Genomic DNA, 16057 nt, shown 5'->3' on the forward strand with positions numbered 1-16057 from the left:
AACCCGTCGCGTCCTGTGTTGTGGCTGAATGGCATGTTGAGTGCTGCGAAAATAAAACGTGCTGGCATGTCTTCTCCCTGCTGGAATTAGCCAGTAGGGAAGGCTATCGGGAAAGGATGGTGTTGCCTGCAAACAACTCAATATCGGATGGGAAGAGTTATTGTTATTGAGCCATAAAAGCCAAAAAGCTCTGACCTAACGGCAGAGCTTTAATCAGGCAGGCTATATTCAGATGGCTATCTGGCGGTGAGTGAGTGTGCGCGTTTGTGCATCGTGGTAAGGGCAGGGATGAGCAAACTGATTGCGGTTAGTCCGTGTCCCAACTGGCACAGGCTTTCTGGCGTCGATTCGCACACGTCATTATCGGCAAAGGTAATCAGCGCATCGCCAATGAAATTCAGGCAATGGCAAAGTCCGGCCTGTGTTTCGGCGCAATACTCTGTCACCTGCGAGAGTTCGTTATTGTCCATATTTGAAAAGTCCAGATGAGCCAGCGCGGCACTCATGGCAGAGTAACGGTTCTCATAATCCGGCAGTGATTGATAAGACGCGCCCGTGTTACTATTGGTGTCAGCCATAGCATTAGTCCTCATAATGTTGTGGTCAGAAGCCCGGTTAGTGTTCCTAGCACTGCCGGGCTTCGCTCTTTACTGTTGCAAAACACCATGTAATTGCGGTGTAATTACAACTATACCATGCTATGGAATTTGTAATTACAATGTCAAGTGAAAAAACAAAAACAGACCAGTATCAAATTCGACTGTCCCACGAGTTTCGTGCGCAATTAGAAGAACAAGCCCATAAGGATGGCGACAAGACGTTGGCTACGTGGATCAAGCGTGTTCTGCGTAAGGAACTCCAGACGCGCGGTATTGAACCAAAAGGCTGAACAGTGGTTTGAGCCAGTGATATAGCAAATCCTAACGTATAAGAAACATTTGGCAGAATGCCCGAATGGTTTTACGACAACGCTCCTGACGGGTTTTCTATCACATAGAAAGCCCGTCAGGAGCCAACAAGCGCAGCGCGTTAGCCAGCCGAATGACTCCGCGCATAGATATACGGTGCGACATAACCCTCGCGGTTGACGTCCAGATAATCCGACCACCATTGCATCATTTCGATTCTGGCTTCCAGATGCTCCGCTTTATGCACGTAGGCCGCCCGCACGCCGTTGCGCTCTTTGTGGCTCATCTGCCGCTCAATGGCATCCTTTGACCAGCGTCCGGACTCGTTTAGGGCGCTACAGGCCATAGTCCTGAAGCCGTGGCCGCACACTTCGGTTTTGGTGTCGTAGCCAATCACGCGTAGCGCCTTGTTGATGGTGTTCTCACTCATCGGCTTGTTCAGGGTATGTGCGCCGGGAAAAACGAAGACAGATTCGCCGGAAATTGCCTGAATCTGTTTCAGCAGGGCGACCGCCTGTCGTGACAGCGGCACCAGATGTTCATCCTTCATTTTTGCGCCACGCTCTGAGAACCGCACGCCGTCTACCGCTTCGCGCTGGGCGGGCACGCTCCAGATATGCGCTTTGAGGTTGAATTCATCCCAGCGGGCAAAACGCAGCTCACTGGAGCGCAGAAACACATGCAGATTCAGCTCCAGCGCCAGACGGGTCAACGTCCGGCCTTTGTAGTTCTCTATCTTCTCCAGCAGTTCCGGCAGGCGTTTCAGCGGCAGGGCGGGGTGATGTTGGGTCACGACCGGGGTCACGACGCCATCCAAATCGTAAGCCGGATTGTATTTGATGACGCCCTGCTGGACGGCGTGGCGCATGATTTTTGTCAGATGCTGGCGTACTCGTCCGGCGACGTCATGCACGCCTTTGTCGTCAATCGCCTTAACCAACTGCGCCAGATGGCGGGTTTCAACCTGCGCGATATCCATCGCGCCAATGGTGGGGAAAACGTAGCGTTTCAGGCAGATGAGGATTTTATCGGCGTGGGCGTCCGACCAGAGTTTCAGGCTACTGGTGTGCCACGTCTGAGCGACATACTGAAAGGTGCGGGATTCATCAACGGCGGGGTTGTTCGTTTTGCGAAGCTGAGAAGGGCTGATGCCGGACGCCAGCAGCTTACGCGCCGCATCGCGTTTTTCACGGGCTTCCGCCAGTGTAGTTTGAGGGTAGGGGCCAAAAGCCAGACGGTTTTCTTTACCGCCGAAGCGATAGCGGAAATACCATAGCTTAGCGCCGCTGGTGGATACTGTGAGGTACAGGCCTTGCGAATCGGTGAGCTTATAAGATTTTGCGAGAGGTTTCGCGGATCGGACTTTGCTGTCAGTTAACATATGAGGGTCACTCCCGTTCATCGAACTGAATGACCCGCAATCTGACCCACAAATTCCCCGATACGAAGGGATAAATCAAAACGCATCGGAAAAGATTTTCACGCCAACTTATTGAATCGCAACAATATAGGGATTGATAAGGAAGCATAAAAAAGGAAAGGTGGTGCCCGGACTCGGAATCGAACCAAGGACACGAGGATTTTCAATCCTCTGCTCTACCGACTGAGCTATCCGGGCAACGGGGCGCATTAAACCGTATTGGCCGCGTGGCGTCAACGGGTTTATCAACGAAAGCGCGCAAAACCCTGCTGACTGCCGACTTTTCAGCCAAAATGCGGGCTTTACCGCATTTTGTGCCTGAAATCAGGTGAGTGCACCGTTTTTGCGGCACAGCGCAAAGCGTAAGACATCTTCTGCCAGCCGCTGGGCGGTGGCGATACTGGCGGCCTGATGCTTGACCAGCAGGTTGCTCAGGCAGCCTTCCAGAATCAATTCCATCTGCTGTGCCACCATTTCGGGATCGTCGGTTTCCAGCTCTTCCAGCAAATCACGTGTGTATTGGTAAGACGCCAGCTTCTGCTGTTCCGCAATTTGGTGGATAGGATGGGTGATATCAGGGAAAAAGCTGCACGCCGCAATAAACAAGCAGCCCGGATAGCGCTGTTTGTTTACCGACTCATGCAGCACCTGATAGCGTGCCAGCAGTTTCTGTTCGATGGTTTTCTCGTCGTCTAGTAGCAACTGACGCCGCCAGGTATCGACTTGCTGGCTATGGTGACGCAGGCCGTCGTACAGCAGCGCCTCCCGATCCGGCCAGAAGGGCGTCAGCTCCTCTACCGGAACCCCCAGCCTCTCCGCCAGCATATCCAGTGTCGTCATGGCAAAACCGTGCTGCTCCAGTAGCGTAAGCGCATGTTCAAGTACGTCTTCCCGTTGCATTAGGTCTCCTCCAGAAGCACATATAGGTATACCCGTCATACTTCAAGTTGCATGTGCGTTGGCTTCGCTCAGTCACTCGAATCACTTACCGATGTAAGCTCATCGGGATGCCTTCCCTTGCCGCCTGCCTGAAACTCGAATTATTTAGGGTATATATCGTCGTTTATGGGCTGAATTTCTGCAAATGTGCCTGAAATTGTTCAGCATTCATAAAACCGGTGACGCGCGAACCGGGGATCTCTTTCCCCTGAGCGTCAAAAAATACGATGGTCGGCAGCCCTAAAACCTGTAGCTTTTTCAGCAGCGCATTTTGTTCTGCGCGGTTAGCGGTGACGTCCGCCTGTAGCAGCGTGATGCGCGACAGATGGTTTTGCACTGTCGGGTCGCTGAACGTGTATTTCTCGAACTCTTTGCAGGCTACGCACCAGTCCGCGTAAAGATCGAGCATAACAGGCTGAGTGCTCTTTGCCAGCGCACTGTTGAGATCGGCGATATTGGCGACAGGGGCGAAGTTCAGTGCGGAGGTATGAGTTTGCGCCACGCCCGTTGGAGGGAATACCCAGTCTTGCAGCGGTTTGGCGCTGATCACTACGCCTGCCAGCAGCAGTAGCTGCACGCCGCGCATCCAGCCTTTACTGCTGCGCAGCGTCAGCATGAGCGCCCAGCCAAAGAAGGCGATACCGAGCGCGCTCCACAGGCGGGTTCCCCAGGTTTCTCCCAGAATGCGTTCCAGCAGGAAAACGGGCAACGCCAGAATAATAAAGCCAAACGCTTCTTTAACGTACTGCATCCACGGGCCGCTGCGTGGCAGCAGTTTGTTGCCAAACAACGTGACCAGAATGAGCGGTAAGCCCATGCCCAGCGCGTAGAGATAAAGCGTGCCGCCGCCTGCCAGCATGTTGCCGCTCTGGGCGATGTAAAGCAGGATGGCACTGAGCGGGGCGGTGGTGCAGGGGGAACAAATCAGTCCTGCCAGTGCGCCCATGAAGAATACGCCCGTGACGGAGCCGCCCTGCTGACGGTTGCTCCACTCTGTCAGTCGGGTTTGTACCGAGGACGGGAGCTGGAGTGTATACAGGCCAAACATGGACAACGCCAGCGCAGCAAACATGACTGACAGACCAATCAGAATATAAGGATGCTGAAGTGCAGCCTGAAAGCGTAATCCGGCGGCGGCGACAACCAGCCCGAGCAGCGTGTAGGTCAGCGCCATCCCCTGAACATAGGTCATCGACAGCAGCAGCGTGCGGCGCGGCGTCAGTTGTTCTTTTCTACCCAGCACCAGGCTGGCAATCAGCGGGTACATTGGCAGAACGCAGGGAGTGAAGGCGACGCCGATGCCAATCAACAGCGCCCACCACGGCGAGAACGGCATGGGCGTGCTCTGCGGCGGTGTGCTTTGGTTTGATGGTGTTGCCTTGTCTGATAGCGTAGTGAGCGGTGCACGGGTGTCTGCGTTAGCCTGCACTTGACTGAGAGGAACGACGCGCGTTTCCGGCGGATAGCAGAAACCCGCATCGGCGCAGCCTTGATAGGTCACTTTGACAGTCGCACCGCTCTCGGCCCGTTCAATGGGAACCGCTAACGCCAGCCGATCCCGCAGAATAAAGACCTGACCGAAGAACTCGTCGCTATGGCTTTCGCCCTGCGGCAGTTCCACCTTGCCAAGCGTGGCACCGTTTCCTTCGATCTTGATTTGTGCGCGATACAGATAGTAATCGGGATGAATATCCCAGCCCAGGTTGAGCTGGTTGTCCTGCTGCTGAAACTCAAAGGCGAACGCCCCGTCGACCGGCAGAAAGCGTGAGGTCGTGCTGTTGCCAAACAGTTTCTGACCAAAAGAAGAGGCGGCTACACTGGGTGTGCCGAAAGCCGTCCATAACAGGAAAATCAGCGTAAAGAGGCGTTGAGCCATGTCAGATAATCGCTATCGCCCCCGGATACCGGCAGAACTAATAGCTCCGGCGTATCGTAAGGGTGTTGTTGTTTCAGGTGAGTCAGCAGGGCTTGCTGATGTGAGGTATCGCTTTTTATCAGCATTTGTACTTCTGATTGCTGTTCGAGCTTGCCTTCCCAGTAATAGAGCGAACGTGCGCCGGGCAGTAGGGTGACGCAGGCAGCAAGCCGCGCTTCCAGCAGCGAATGGGCAAGCCGTTGCGCGCAGGCGTCGTCAGGTGCGGTACATAATATGACGACGGCAGCGCAAAGCGGGCAGTCAGACATCACATCCTCCGTGTCAGATGAACAAATTCCAGACAACCAGAGCCACACTATACCTTGCTTTATTGTTTGAAGGGAATGAACTGCGCGGGAGGAATGAGGCGGATCGACGAGTTAAGCCGATCCGCAAGGGACTGTCTAAAAGGCAATCGTTAGATCAGGATGCTACCGAGGATAAAGCCAAATATCACCGACAGCGTAATTGCCAGCACGCCGGGAATCAGGAAGGAGTGGTTAAACACAAACTTGCCGATGCGCGTTGAGCCGGTGTCATCCATCTCCACCGCCGCCAGCAGAGTCGGATAGGTCGGCAGAACGAACAGGGCGGAAACGGCAGCAAAAGACGCCACCGCCGTGACCGGAGAAACGCCCAGCAGTAGCGCCGCAGGCATCAGTGCTTTCGCGGTTGCCGCCTGAGAATAAAGCAGCGTGGCGGCGAAGAACAGCACAACGGCCAGCATCCACGGGTAGCTTTGCAGCAGCGCGCCTGCGGTGTCCTGAATATCGGAAATGTGCGCTTTAACAAAGGTATCGCCCAGCCAGGCTACGCCCATCACGCAGATACAGGCGCTCATGCCAGACTTAAACGTGCTGGCGGAGAGGATGCGCGCGGTGTCGATTTTGCAGGTGATGCAAATCAGCGTGGCGATAGTCAGCATAAAGACCACAATAGCTTCATTACGCGGCAGAACCGGGTTCTGAATCAGCCCGACGGTGCCGCTGATTGCGGTGGCATACAGCACGACAGCGACGATACCGATCAGAAACAGCATCACGGACAACTTGGCACCCGGTTTGATCTCATGCTGGCTATTCCCGCGCAGCGTGGTTTCACCTTTTTTCAGACGTTCCTGATAAATCGGATCGTCTTTCAGCTCTTTACCCAAGAAATTGGTCACAATTGCCGTCAACAGGATAGCTGCCAGCGTGGTAGGGATGCAGATACCTAACAGCAGCAGATAGCTAACCCCGTGTGGCTCAAGAATACCGGCGACAAACACCACTGCCGCAGAGATCGGCGACGCGGTAATGGCGATTTGTGAGGCAACGACGGCAATCGAAAGCGGACGAGAAGGACGAATCCCCTGCTCTTTGGCGACTTCGGCGATAACGGGCAGGGTGGAAAACGCGGTGTGTCCGGTTCCAGCCAGAATCGTCATGAAGTAGGTGACCAGTGGCGCGAGAAAGGTGACGTATTTCGGGTGCTTACGCAGCAATTTCTCCGCCAGACTGACCAGATAATCCATTCCGCCCGCCACCTGCATAGCGGCAATGGCGGCGATAACGGCCATGATAATTTCAATGACATCAAAAGGGATGACGCCGGGTTTTATCTGAAACCCTAGCGTAAGAACAAGCACTCCCAGGCCACCGGCGAAACCAATGCCGATGCCTCCCAGTCGTGCCCCCAGGTAGATGGCGAGCAGAACGATAAACAACTCAAGACCAAGCATGACTATGCTCCTTAATTAATAATAAAAATTTCATAACTTATTCTTATGGCCGTAGACGGCAAAAAATAAAGGCACGCGGTTCTTCGTGAACGGACGTGCCTGTTGGAATTAGATGTTGGTGTTAGGGAAGCTCGTTTTCGTCGGTGTAGCGTTTGGCTTTGTACGCCGGATGCATCAGGTTCTGGATGGAGAAAATGTCATCCAGCTCGGCTTCGGTCAGCAGGCCGCGTTCCAGTACGACTTCGCGCACGCTTTTCCCCGTTTCCGCGCAGATTCTGCCGACGATATCGCCGTTATGGTGGCCGATGAACGGGTTCAGGTACGTCACAATGCCAATGGAATTGAAGACATAGGCTTCGCACACGCTCTTATTGGCGGTGATGCCGTTGACGCATTTCTCCAGCAGGTTGTAGCAGGCGTTGGTCAGAATGTGGGTCGATTCAAACATCGCCTGACCGATGACCGGCTCCATCACGTTTAACTGTAATTGTCCCGCTTCCGAGGCCATGGTGACGCAGGTATCGTTACCGATGACCTTGAAGCACACCTGATTGACGACTTCCGGCACGACCGGGTTAACCTTGGCGGGCATGATGGAGGAACCCGCCTGTAGCTCTGGCAGGTTGATTTCATTCATGCCAGCGCGGGGGCCGGAAGAGAGCAAACGCAGGTCATTACAGATCTTCGACAGCTTCACGGCCAGACGCTTCAGCGAGCTATGCACCATCACATAGGCACCGCAATCTGACGTCGCTTCGATCAAATCTTCTGCTGGCACGCACGACAGGCCGCTGACTTCCGCCAGGCGCCGCACCGCCAGTTGCTGGTAGCCGTCTGGCGTATTCAGGCGCGTACCGATCGCGGTCGCGCCCAGATTGACTTCAAGCAGCAATTCCGACGTGCGCAGCAGGTTTTTGATTTCTTCCTGCAACAGCACGTTAAACGCATGAAATTCCTGCCCGAGCGTCATCGGCACCGCGTCCTGCAACTGGGTACGCCCCATCTTCAGGACGTCTTCAAACTCTTTGGCTTTACGCTCGAAGCCATCGCTCAACTTCGCTATCGCCTCCGTCAGTTTCAGTACGGAGGCGTAGACCGCGATGCGAAAGCCTGTGGGGTAGGCATCATTGGTGGATTGGCATTTGTTCAGATGATCGTTGGGGTTCAGATACTGGTACTCGCCTTTCTGGTGGCCCATCAGCTCCAGACCAATATTGGCTAATACTTCGTTGGTATTCATATTGACCGACGTGCCAGCGCCCCCTTGATAGACATCTACCGGAAACTGATCCATGCATTTGCCGTTATTCAGCACTTCATCACAGGCACGGATGATAACGTCGGCAATTTTTTTCGGGATGGTTTGCAGCTCTCTGTTAGCCAATGCTGCGGCTTTCTTCACCATGACCATGCCGCGTACGAACTCGGGAATGTCGCTGATTTTATTGTTGCTGATATAGAAATTTTCGACGGCGCGCAGCGTATGAACGCCATAATACGCGTCTGCGGGAACTTCTCGGGTGCCTAACAGGTCTTCTTCAATACGGATGTTTTCTGACATGAAAATTCCTATTCTGCTGTGCGACTAGTGAGGTGACTAGACGTTGTGGGCTGGTGTGTCGCTCGGATAAACCGTCTTGCCTCGGCAATAGCCTCGGGATGTTTGACCAACCAGTTATCCATTGCCGTGAGGATATGTCGTTACGACAGCGAAAAACAGGTGTTTAGATCACTATACTGGCGTTCTCTACCGCTACGGTAAATGAACTGTGACTGTAGTCACGCGTCACTATTTTAGAACAATATTCGTGTGGCGGTGGCTTGAAGATGCGCAAGGTCGTCCCCATTTACATCATCACGATGTGCCGGATCGCAGAGTAGGTGTGCGCCTTTACTTATCCATGAGTAGTAAGGTTCATGGGGGGAGAGCGTACTGACTTTTCAATCGCGACGGCTTAACACGTTCTTATTCACACTCGTTCTGATTAACACAGTACGCGTAAAAACACACAGGAGAACCGGGTGCGCTGGTTACCGTTATTACTTATTTTTCTTTTGGCTTACATCGAGATATCGCTGTTTATTCAGGTGGCGGAAGTGCTGGGTGTTGCCATGACTCTGCTGCTGGTGGTCTTCACGTCTTGTGTGGGCGTCTCGCTGGTGCGCAATCAGGGGATGAAAACACTGGTGCAGATGCAGCAGAAAATGGCAGCCGGTGAAAGCCCGGCGGCTGAAATGGTAAAAAGCGTGTCACTGGTTCTGGCAGGCTTCTTGCTCCTGATTCCGGGTTTTCTGACTGACTTTCTGGGGCTGTTGCTTCTACTACCACCCGTGCAAAAAAGCCTGACGCTCAAACTGATGCCTCACCTACATATCTGGCGTTCTGGCTCCGACGCGTCGTCGTCTTCTGGTGGTAACACCTTTGAGGGTGAATACCAGCGCAAGGATGGCGGGAGCGCAAATATTGAACATCGTGACGACCGTTAATGTCACGATGAACTGAAAAACAGATAAGGATTATCATATTGATAATCCTTATTTTTTATCTGCTGTCTGCGACAAGTGGCCGCCTAACGCAAAAAAAATGAATTTTCTCCCTTGAAGGGCGGTGAAACGTCCCCACTTAGAACACCACAAGGCCAATGATGAAAAGCATAAGCAAAACATCGTCGGCGTTTATCCTAAACCGATATGGACTTTCTCAAAGGAGAGCTATCAATGAATATTCGTCCATTGCATGACCGCGTGATCGTCAAGCGCAAAGAAGTCGAGTCAAAATCTGCTGGCGGTATCGTACTGACTGGTTCCGCTGCTGGTAAATCTACCCGCGGTGAAGTTCTGGCCGTAGGTCACGGACGTATCCTGGAAAATGGCGAAGTGAAGCCGCTGGATGTGAAAGTTGGCGACATCGTTATTTTCAATGATGGCTATGGCGTGAAGGCAGAGAAGATCGATAACGAAGAAGTGTTGATCATGTCTGAAAGCGACATTCTGGCAATTGTTGAAGCGTAATTGCGCGTAATCATCTGAACTGAAAGAATTTAAGGGAAATACACCATGGCAGCTAAAGACGTAAAATTCGGTAATGACGCTCGCGTAAAAATGCTGCGCGGCGTAAATGTACTGGCTGATGCAGTGAAGGTTACCCTGGGCCCGAAAGGCCGTAACGTAGTTTTGGATAAATCCTTCGGTGCACCGACCATTACTAAAGACGGCGTATCTGTTGCGCGTGAAATCGAGCTGGAAGACAAGTTCGAGAACATGGGCGCGCAGATGGTGAAAGAAGTGGCCTCTAAAGCGAATGACGCAGCAGGCGACGGCACCACGACCGCAACCGTATTGGCGCAGGCTATCATCACTGAAGGCCTGAAAGCTGTTGCAGCGGGCATGAACCCGATGGATCTGAAGCGCGGTATCGATAAAGCCGTTATCGCCGCTGTTGAAGAGCTGAAAGCACTGTCTGTACCGTGCTCTGACTCTAAAGCGATTGCTCAGGTTGGTACCATCTCTGCTAACTCCGACGAAACCGTAGGCAAAATGATTGCCGAAGCGATGGACAAAGTCGGTAAAGAAGGTGTTATCACCGTTGAAGAAGGTACCGGTCTGCAAGATGAGCTGGACGTGGTTGAAGGTATGCAGTTCGACCGTGGCTACCTGTCCCCGTACTTCATCAACAAACCAGAAACAGGTGCGGTAGAGCTGGAAAGCCCGTTCATCCTGCTGGCTGACAAAAAAATCTCCAACATCCGCGAAATGCTGCCAGTTCTGGAAGCGGTAGCGAAAGCCGGTAAACCGCTGGTTATCGTTGCTGAAGATGTTGAAGGCGAAGCACTGGCAACGCTGGTGGTTAACACCATGCGCGGCATCGTGAAAGTGGCTGCGGTGAAAGCACCGGGCTTCGGCGACCGTCGTAAAGCGATGCTGCAAGATATCGCGACGCTGACTGGCGGTACCGTTATCTCTGAAGAGATCGGTCTGGAGCTGGAAAAAGCGACGCTGGAAGATCTGGGTCAGGCAAAACGCGTTGTGATCAACAAAGACACCACCACCATCATCGATGGTACGGGTGAAGAAGCTGCGATCCAGGGCCGTGTTGCTCAGATCCGTCAGCAGGTTGAAGAAGCAACGTCTGATTACGACCGCGAAAAACTGCAAGAGCGTGTGGCTAAACTGGCTGGCGGCGTAGCCGTGATCAAAGTTGGCGCAGCAACTGAAGTTGAAATGAAAGAGAAGAAAGCTCGCGTTGAAGATGCGCTGGCTGCGACTCGCGCTGCGGTAGAAGAAGGCGTGGTTGCTGGTGGTGGCGTGGCGCTGGTTCGCGTTGCAGCGAAACTGGCTTCTCTGTCTGCTCAGAACGAAGACCAGAACGTGGGTATCAAAGTTGCGCTGCGCGCGATGGAAGCACCACTGCGTCAGATCGTTTCCAACGCTGGTGAAGAGCCATCTGTGGTTGCTAACACCGTTAAAGCGGGCGAAGGTAACTACGGTTACAACGCGGCAACGGAAGAATACGGCAACATGATCGACTTCGGTATCCTGGATCCGACCAAAGTCACCCGTTCTGCGCTGCAATACGCAGCTTCCGTTGCGGGTCTGATGATCACCACTGAATGTATGGTAACCGACCTGCCGAAAAGCGATGCGCCTGACTTAGGTGCTGCTGGCGGTATGGGCGGCATGGGTGGTATGGGCGGCATGATGTAATGTGACGCCATTGTCACCGGACGTGATTTTCCGGTGACAGGGAGTCAGGTTACAGAAACACGTCTTTCTGTCCTTTAAAGAGCACTATCCGGTCGCGATACTGGGTGGTGCTTTTTTTATGGGCCTCATTTCTGTTTAATCAATTCAATGAATTACTGAGGTGAGCGCTTTTGCGTTTGCCGATTTCCTGCCGGATTACCTGATAAATGAGTAAAGGTGCATCACGCTGGTTGCCGCATATCCTGCGACATTGCCGAAATGTTGCCACATCGGGGATGAATTGGTTTATCGCGTGTTATCGGGGGAAGCATTCTGCGCTACAATAGGAGCGCTTACTTTATTTACGAATGCTGTTATTTGGCAAAGTAACCCTGTTTGGAGTAGGGACAATGTCTGACGATGCGTCTACGCTTTTGCGCACCATTTCCTGGTTTGCTGAACCTCCTTCGGTATTACCTGAGCATATTGGTGACTGGCTGATGGAAGCCCGTTCCATGACGCAGCGGCTGGAAAAATATTGTGCCCAACTGCGGGTTACCCTTTGTCGTGAGGGATTTATTACGCCACAAGAGCTGGGCGAAGAGCGCGAACAGCTACCATATAGTGAGCGCTACTGGCTGCGTGAAGTGGTGTTGTACGGTGACGATCGCCCCTGGCTTTTTGGCCGTACCGTCGTTCCGCAACAGACGCTTGACGGAACGGATTCAGCCCTGACGAAGATAGGCAACCAGCCGTTAGGCCGTTATCTGTTTGAACAAAAATCGCTGACGCGTGACTACATTCATACCGGATGCTGCGAAGGCTTATGGGCGCGGCGTTCCCGCTTGTGCCTTTCGGATCATCCGTTACTGTTGACTGAGCTTTTCTTACCGGAATCACCGGTTTATTACGTACCGGGTGATGAAGGTTGGCAGGTAATTTGAGGAGATAAATCCTTGGAAAGAAGTGTTACAGCAGGGAAATGGCTGGCTTATTGCCGCTTGATGCGGATTGATAAACCAGTAGGTTCTCTGTTATTGCTGTGGCCAACGCTATGGGCGCTGTGGCTGGCGGGAGGAGGAGTACCCGCACCGTGGACGCTCTTTGTGTTTGTCGCTGGCGTTTTCTTAATGCGTGCGGCGGGCTGCGTCATCAATGATTATGCCGATCGTCATTTTGACGGTCATGTAAAACGCACGGCTTCTCGCCCATTGCCTAGCGGTGAAGTGAGCGAGCAGTCTGCTAAAGTGTTGTTTGTCGTGCTGGTCTTACTGGCGTTTGGTCTGGTGTTGACGCTGAATAAGATGACGATCTGGCTGTCCGTTGCAGGGCTGGGGCTGGCATGGGTCTATCCGTTTATGAAACGGGTCAGCCATCTTCCTCAGTTTGTGCTGGGTGCCGCGTTTGGCTGGTCGATCCCGATGGCGTATGCCGCGGTGAGTGAAAGCCTGCCTGCAACCTGCTGGATGATGTTTCTGGCGTATATTTGCTGGACGGTCGCCTACGATACCCAATATGCGATGGTGGATCGCGACGACGATCTGAAGATCGGGGTGAAATCCACTGCGATCTTGTTTGGCCGTTTTGACAATCTCATCATCGGGTTATTGCAGTTTAGCATGCTGGCGCTGCTGCTGATTTTAGGAAAGATCAGCGGATTGGGAACCCCTTACTATATTTCGCTGCTGGCGGCGGGTGGGATGTTTGTCTATCAGCAAATACTCACAGCCGGTCGTGAGCGCGATGCTTGTTTTAAGGCGTTCCACAATAATAAATACGTGGGAATGGCGATATTTATTGGTGTGCTGTTTGGCCTGTAAGCTGAACATCAGAGACAAAAAAGCAGCGATTTCTCGCTGCTTTTTTTATGGCACAACATCTACTGTGTTGGTAACGCTAAACACATCTGCGGCTTGATGGCGGCAGACCGTCCGCCATTTTCCAGCCTGACTACGCCTGCGTTGTCTTTTCTACTTCCTGACTATCGGCTTCCATTTCAGTAGATGAGCTGGCGCTTTCAATGGTCAAACGCACTTCCGGGGTGATCAGATCGCCGAGAATGTTGTAGATCGCGACGATATCGCCTTGTGCCGCTTCCGCGCTGTCGGTGATATACCCTTCTGTCCGTAAGGTCGCGACCAGCGTTGAGAACACCGCTTTATCAAAGAATTCCGGCGCGTTGATACCGTGCAGAACGGACAGGCGTTGCGCCATATTCCGGCTTTCTTTCTCCAGCGTGCCGCGGTTGATTTCTGGGTTCGCACACAGCAACGACAGCGTAATCGCATAGCGTTGCAGCGTTTCACGTACGCCTGCTGACAGCAATTGCAGCGTACGGATACGCGGCGGATTGATAGCCAGTTCACCGTCACGGCTGCATAGCAATTGCTGTTGAATCAGCTCGTTAGCCAACGTTTCCAGCACGCCCGGTAACTGTTCTTTGGAATAGTGTAGGAACAGTTCAGATTGCAGCAGCGGATAAATCAGCGCGATCTGTCGTACGACTTCGGCAAGCGTAATCCGGCGATGATGGATGACGATGCTGGCGATCAGCGACGGTAAGACCAACAGATGCTGGATGTTATTGCGATAGTACGTCATCAGAACGGCCTGCTCGCGCGGCAGAATGATGATATCGCCAATACTATCCTTCTCGACTTCGAACTTGTTCATGCTCAACGCATGTTCCAACAGTTCATCTGCTGTCTTTTTCGGAACCGTAATATCTTTGTGGTAAGGAACCTGGCGCAGCAGTTGCAGATAGCAATCCAACTGTTCTTGCATTTGTTCGCGCGTCAGCGAGCGCTGGCGCGATGCTAGCAAGGCCGTCGAACACAGGTTCATCGCGTTTGCCGCCGCAGAATTATTGATGCGCACCATGATATCCATAGAGATATCCTGCACTGTCGGCGTTAGCCAGCTTGGGCGCTGTGCTTCGATAGGGTCAATCGCATCACGCCATTGCGGAACATGCTGATTCAGATAGGTGGTCAATGGGAGCGGTTCGCCGAAGTTCACATACCCTTGGCCGAGATTACGCAGTTTGCGCAAACCGCGCACCATCTGCATAAAGCCTTCTTTTTCCTTCACCGCGCCGCGCAGTTCTTTCGCATAGGTGCCGACTTCCATCACATGCTCGTAACCGACATAAATCGGCACCAGCGTGATAGGGCGCGTACCGCCTCTGAGCATGGCCTGAATGGTCATGGCCAGCGTACCGGTTTTAGGCTCTAACAGACGACCTGTGCGCGAACGTCCACCTTCCATGAAGTATTCCACCGAATAGCCACGGGCAAACAGTTCACCCAGATACTCACGGAAAATCGTGGAATACAGCTTGTTGCCTTTGAAGGTACGGCGAATGAAGAAAGCGCCAAGACGGCGGAAGATTGGGCCTGCTGGCCAGAAATTAAGATTGATGCCCGCGGCGATGTGTGGCGGCACTAAGCCCTGATGGTACAGGACGTAGGACAACAGCAGATAGTCCATGTGGCTGCGGTGGCAAGGCACATAGACAATACCGTGACCATCCTGCGCCAACTGACGAACGCGTTCGGCGTTATGGACGTTTATCCCCTGATAAAGGCGGTTCCACGTCCAGCTTAAAACGCGATCCGACAGACGTACGGCCTCGTAGGAGAAGTCGGCGGCAATTTCTTCCATTAGCGCAATCGCGTTCTGCTGCGCTTTCTCAGTAGAAATCTTCTTACTGCGCGCCTCATCGTCCACGGCTTTCTTGATCGCTTTGGAATCCAGCAGCTTATTAAACAGCTCCTGACGTACCGGCAAGCGTGGGCCAACTGCCGCCAAACGTTGGCGAGAGAAGTGCATACGCGCGACACGCGCCAGTTTGTGGGCTATGGTTTTGTCTGTGCCATGCTCGGTCGCCATATAGCGCAGTGACACTGGGCTGGAGAAGCGGACAAAACTGTCACGGCCTAGCCACAGAACGGCGAAGAATTTCTCAATACCGTTGAGCAATCGCAGGTGCGGTGTGGCCTGAGAATGGCCTTCCCGACCCGGAGAACGCCCAAACATCACGGAAACCGGCACCATCTGAACGTCTAAATCTGGATTGGCGCGATGCAGGTCCAGATAGTCGTGGAACAGTTTGACGGATTTCTGCTTGGGTACGTAATAGCGGAAGACACGCGGCCCGTCATTAATAAAGACGTGGCTTGGGAGTTCGACGCCGTTGAATTCGAACGACTGCGAGGGATCGGGTAACCCCAATGCCAGGCACTTCGCACGTAGCGTCAAGAGATCTGCCTGAGAGTTATAAGGCAGAACATAGAGTATAGGACGTGAGGGATCTAACCCCAGCTCGACCACAGGATCTGCGGGAATAACTTTGCTTTTAACCAGCAGTTTCAGTGGGAGATTCAATAGTTTATAGTAAATTTTACGCCAACCTGACATAACAACTTGGAGCCTCTTGTTAGCAATGCGCCGCAAGGATACCAGAAACTGCG

The 16057-nt window shown here is 53.0% G+C and carries 14 protein-coding genes and 1 tRNA gene; 6 read left to right on the forward strand and 9 right to left on the reverse strand.

Annotated elements, in window-relative coordinates:
- Positions 1-236 precede the first annotated feature (236 nt).
- Entirely contained in the window at positions 237-578 is a 342-nt protein-coding gene (locus LCF41_RS02840) for a hypothetical protein (RefSeq protein ID WP_225086803.1), read from the reverse strand.
- 140 nt (positions 579-718) lie between these two features.
- Between LCF41_RS02840 and LCF41_RS02845 the strand changes: the two genes are divergently transcribed.
- The gene (locus LCF41_RS02845; protein ID WP_162847981.1) at positions 719-889 is read left to right on the forward strand and encodes a hypothetical protein; all 171 of its coding nucleotides are present in this window, start codon (positions 719-721) and stop codon (positions 887-889) included.
- 140 nt (positions 890-1029) lie between these two features.
- Here LCF41_RS02845 and LCF41_RS02850 read toward each other — a convergent pair whose 3' ends face one another.
- The 7 genes from LCF41_RS02850 to aspA all read right to left on the reverse strand — a co-directional run bounded on the left by LCF41_RS02850 (position 1030) and on the right by aspA (position 8463).
- Complete coding sequence (locus LCF41_RS02850) at positions 1030-2289, reverse strand: tyrosine-type recombinase/integrase (protein WP_225086804.1); 1260 nt, start codon at positions 2287-2289, stop codon at positions 1030-1032.
- Between the two features lie 161 nt (positions 2290-2450).
- Positions 2451-2526: transfer RNA gene (locus tag LCF41_RS02855), tRNA-Phe, on the reverse strand.
- Between the two features lie 126 nt (positions 2527-2652).
- Entirely contained in the window at positions 2653-3228 is a 576-nt protein-coding gene (locus LCF41_RS02860; protein ID WP_225086805.1) for a transcriptional regulator, read from the reverse strand.
- Positions 3229-3391: 163 nt separating this feature from the next.
- On the reverse strand, positions 3392-5143 hold the full coding sequence (locus tag LCF41_RS02865) for a protein-disulfide reductase DsbD (protein ID WP_225086806.1): 1752 nt from the start codon (positions 5141-5143) through the stop codon (positions 3392-3394).
- Positions 5119-5451, reverse strand: coding sequence for a divalent cation tolerance protein CutA (gene cutA, locus LCF41_RS02870; RefSeq protein WP_225086807.1), 333 nt, complete (start codon positions 5449-5451; stop codon positions 5119-5121). The genes LCF41_RS02865 and cutA overlap by 25 nt, the downstream gene beginning before the upstream one ends.
- Before the next feature lie 149 nt (positions 5452-5600).
- A complete protein-coding gene (locus LCF41_RS02875; protein ID WP_225086808.1) occupies positions 5601-6902 on the reverse strand; it encodes an anaerobic C4-dicarboxylate transporter in 1302 nt (433 codons plus the stop codon).
- A gap of 121 nt (positions 6903-7023) precedes the next feature.
- Positions 7024-8463 (reverse strand): aspartate ammonia-lyase, encoded by a 1440-nt coding sequence (gene aspA, locus LCF41_RS02880; RefSeq protein ID WP_225086809.1) that lies wholly within the window; start codon positions 8461-8463, stop codon positions 7024-7026.
- Positions 8464-8924: 461 nt separating this feature from the next.
- On the opposite strand from aspA, the gene LCF41_RS02885 reads away from it, so the two are divergent.
- The 5 genes from LCF41_RS02885 (at position 8925) to ubiA (ending at position 13405) form a co-directional block, all read left to right on the forward strand.
- Positions 8925-9389, forward strand: coding sequence for an FxsA family protein (locus LCF41_RS02885; RefSeq protein ID WP_225086810.1), 465 nt, complete (start codon positions 8925-8927; stop codon positions 9387-9389).
- A gap of 231 nt (positions 9390-9620) precedes the next feature.
- A complete protein-coding gene (locus LCF41_RS02890; protein ID WP_005971295.1) occupies positions 9621-9914 on the forward strand; it encodes a co-chaperone GroES in 294 nt (97 codons plus the stop codon).
- Positions 9915-9959: 45 nt separating this feature from the next.
- Complete coding sequence (groL, locus tag LCF41_RS02895) at positions 9960-11606, forward strand: chaperonin GroEL (protein ID WP_096616408.1); 1647 nt, start codon at positions 9960-9962, stop codon at positions 11604-11606.
- Between the two features lie 389 nt (positions 11607-11995).
- Entirely contained in the window at positions 11996-12529 is a 534-nt protein-coding gene (gene ubiC, locus LCF41_RS02900; protein WP_225086811.1) for a chorismate lyase, read from the forward strand.
- Positions 12530-12541: 12 nt separating this feature from the next.
- On the forward strand, positions 12542-13405 hold the full coding sequence (ubiA, locus tag LCF41_RS02905; protein WP_225086812.1) for a 4-hydroxybenzoate octaprenyltransferase: 864 nt from the start codon (positions 12542-12544) through the stop codon (positions 13403-13405).
- A gap of 130 nt (positions 13406-13535) precedes the next feature.
- On the opposite strand, the gene plsB is transcribed toward ubiA, so the two are convergent.
- Positions 13536-16004: a glycerol-3-phosphate 1-O-acyltransferase PlsB gene (plsB, locus tag LCF41_RS02910; RefSeq protein ID WP_225086813.1), complete on the reverse strand. Its 2469-nt coding sequence runs from the start codon at positions 16002-16004 to the stop codon at positions 13536-13538.
- Positions 16005-16057 lie beyond the last annotated feature (53 nt).

The organism is Pectobacterium colocasium (assembly GCF_020181655.1).
Classification (GTDB): Bacteria; Pseudomonadota; Gammaproteobacteria; order Enterobacterales; family Enterobacteriaceae; genus Pectobacterium; species Pectobacterium colocasium.

Bases quoted from the DNA above. Each gene is read 5' to 3' on its own strand.
- LCF41_RS02840 (WP_225086803.1), bottom strand. From the start codon at position 578: ATGGCTGACACCAATAGTAACACGGGCGCGTCTTATCAATCACTGCCG.
- LCF41_RS02845 (WP_162847981.1), top strand. From the start codon at position 719: ATGTCAAGTGAAAAAACAAAAACAGACCAGTATCAAATTCGACTGTCC.
- LCF41_RS02850 (WP_225086804.1), bottom strand. From the start codon at position 2,289: ATGTTAACTGACAGCAAAGTCCGATCCGCGAAACCTCTCGCAAAATCT.
- LCF41_RS02860 (WP_225086805.1), bottom strand. From the start codon at position 3,228: ATGCAACGGGAAGACGTACTTGAACATGCGCTTACGCTACTGGAGCAG.
- LCF41_RS02865 (WP_225086806.1), bottom strand. From the start codon at position 5,143: ATGGCTCAACGCCTCTTTACGCTGATTTTCCTGTTATGGACGGCTTTC.
- cutA (WP_225086807.1), bottom strand. From the start codon at position 5,451: ATGTCTGACTGCCCGCTTTGCGCTGCCGTCGTCATATTATGTACCGCA.
- LCF41_RS02875 (WP_225086808.1), bottom strand. From the start codon at position 6,902: ATGCTTGGTCTTGAGTTGTTTATCGTTCTGCTCGCCATCTACCTGGGG.
- aspA (WP_225086809.1), bottom strand. From the start codon at position 8,463: ATGTCAGAAAACATCCGTATTGAAGAAGACCTGTTAGGCACCCGAGAA.
- LCF41_RS02890 (WP_005971295.1), top strand. From the start codon at position 9,621: ATGAATATTCGTCCATTGCATGACCGCGTGATCGTCAAGCGCAAAGAA.
- groL (WP_096616408.1), top strand. From the start codon at position 9,960: ATGGCAGCTAAAGACGTAAAATTCGGTAATGACGCTCGCGTAAAAATG.
- ubiC (WP_225086811.1), top strand. From the start codon at position 11,996: ATGTCTGACGATGCGTCTACGCTTTTGCGCACCATTTCCTGGTTTGCT.
- plsB (WP_225086813.1), bottom strand. From the start codon at position 16,004: ATGTCAGGTTGGCGTAAAATTTACTATAAACTATTGAATCTCCCACTG.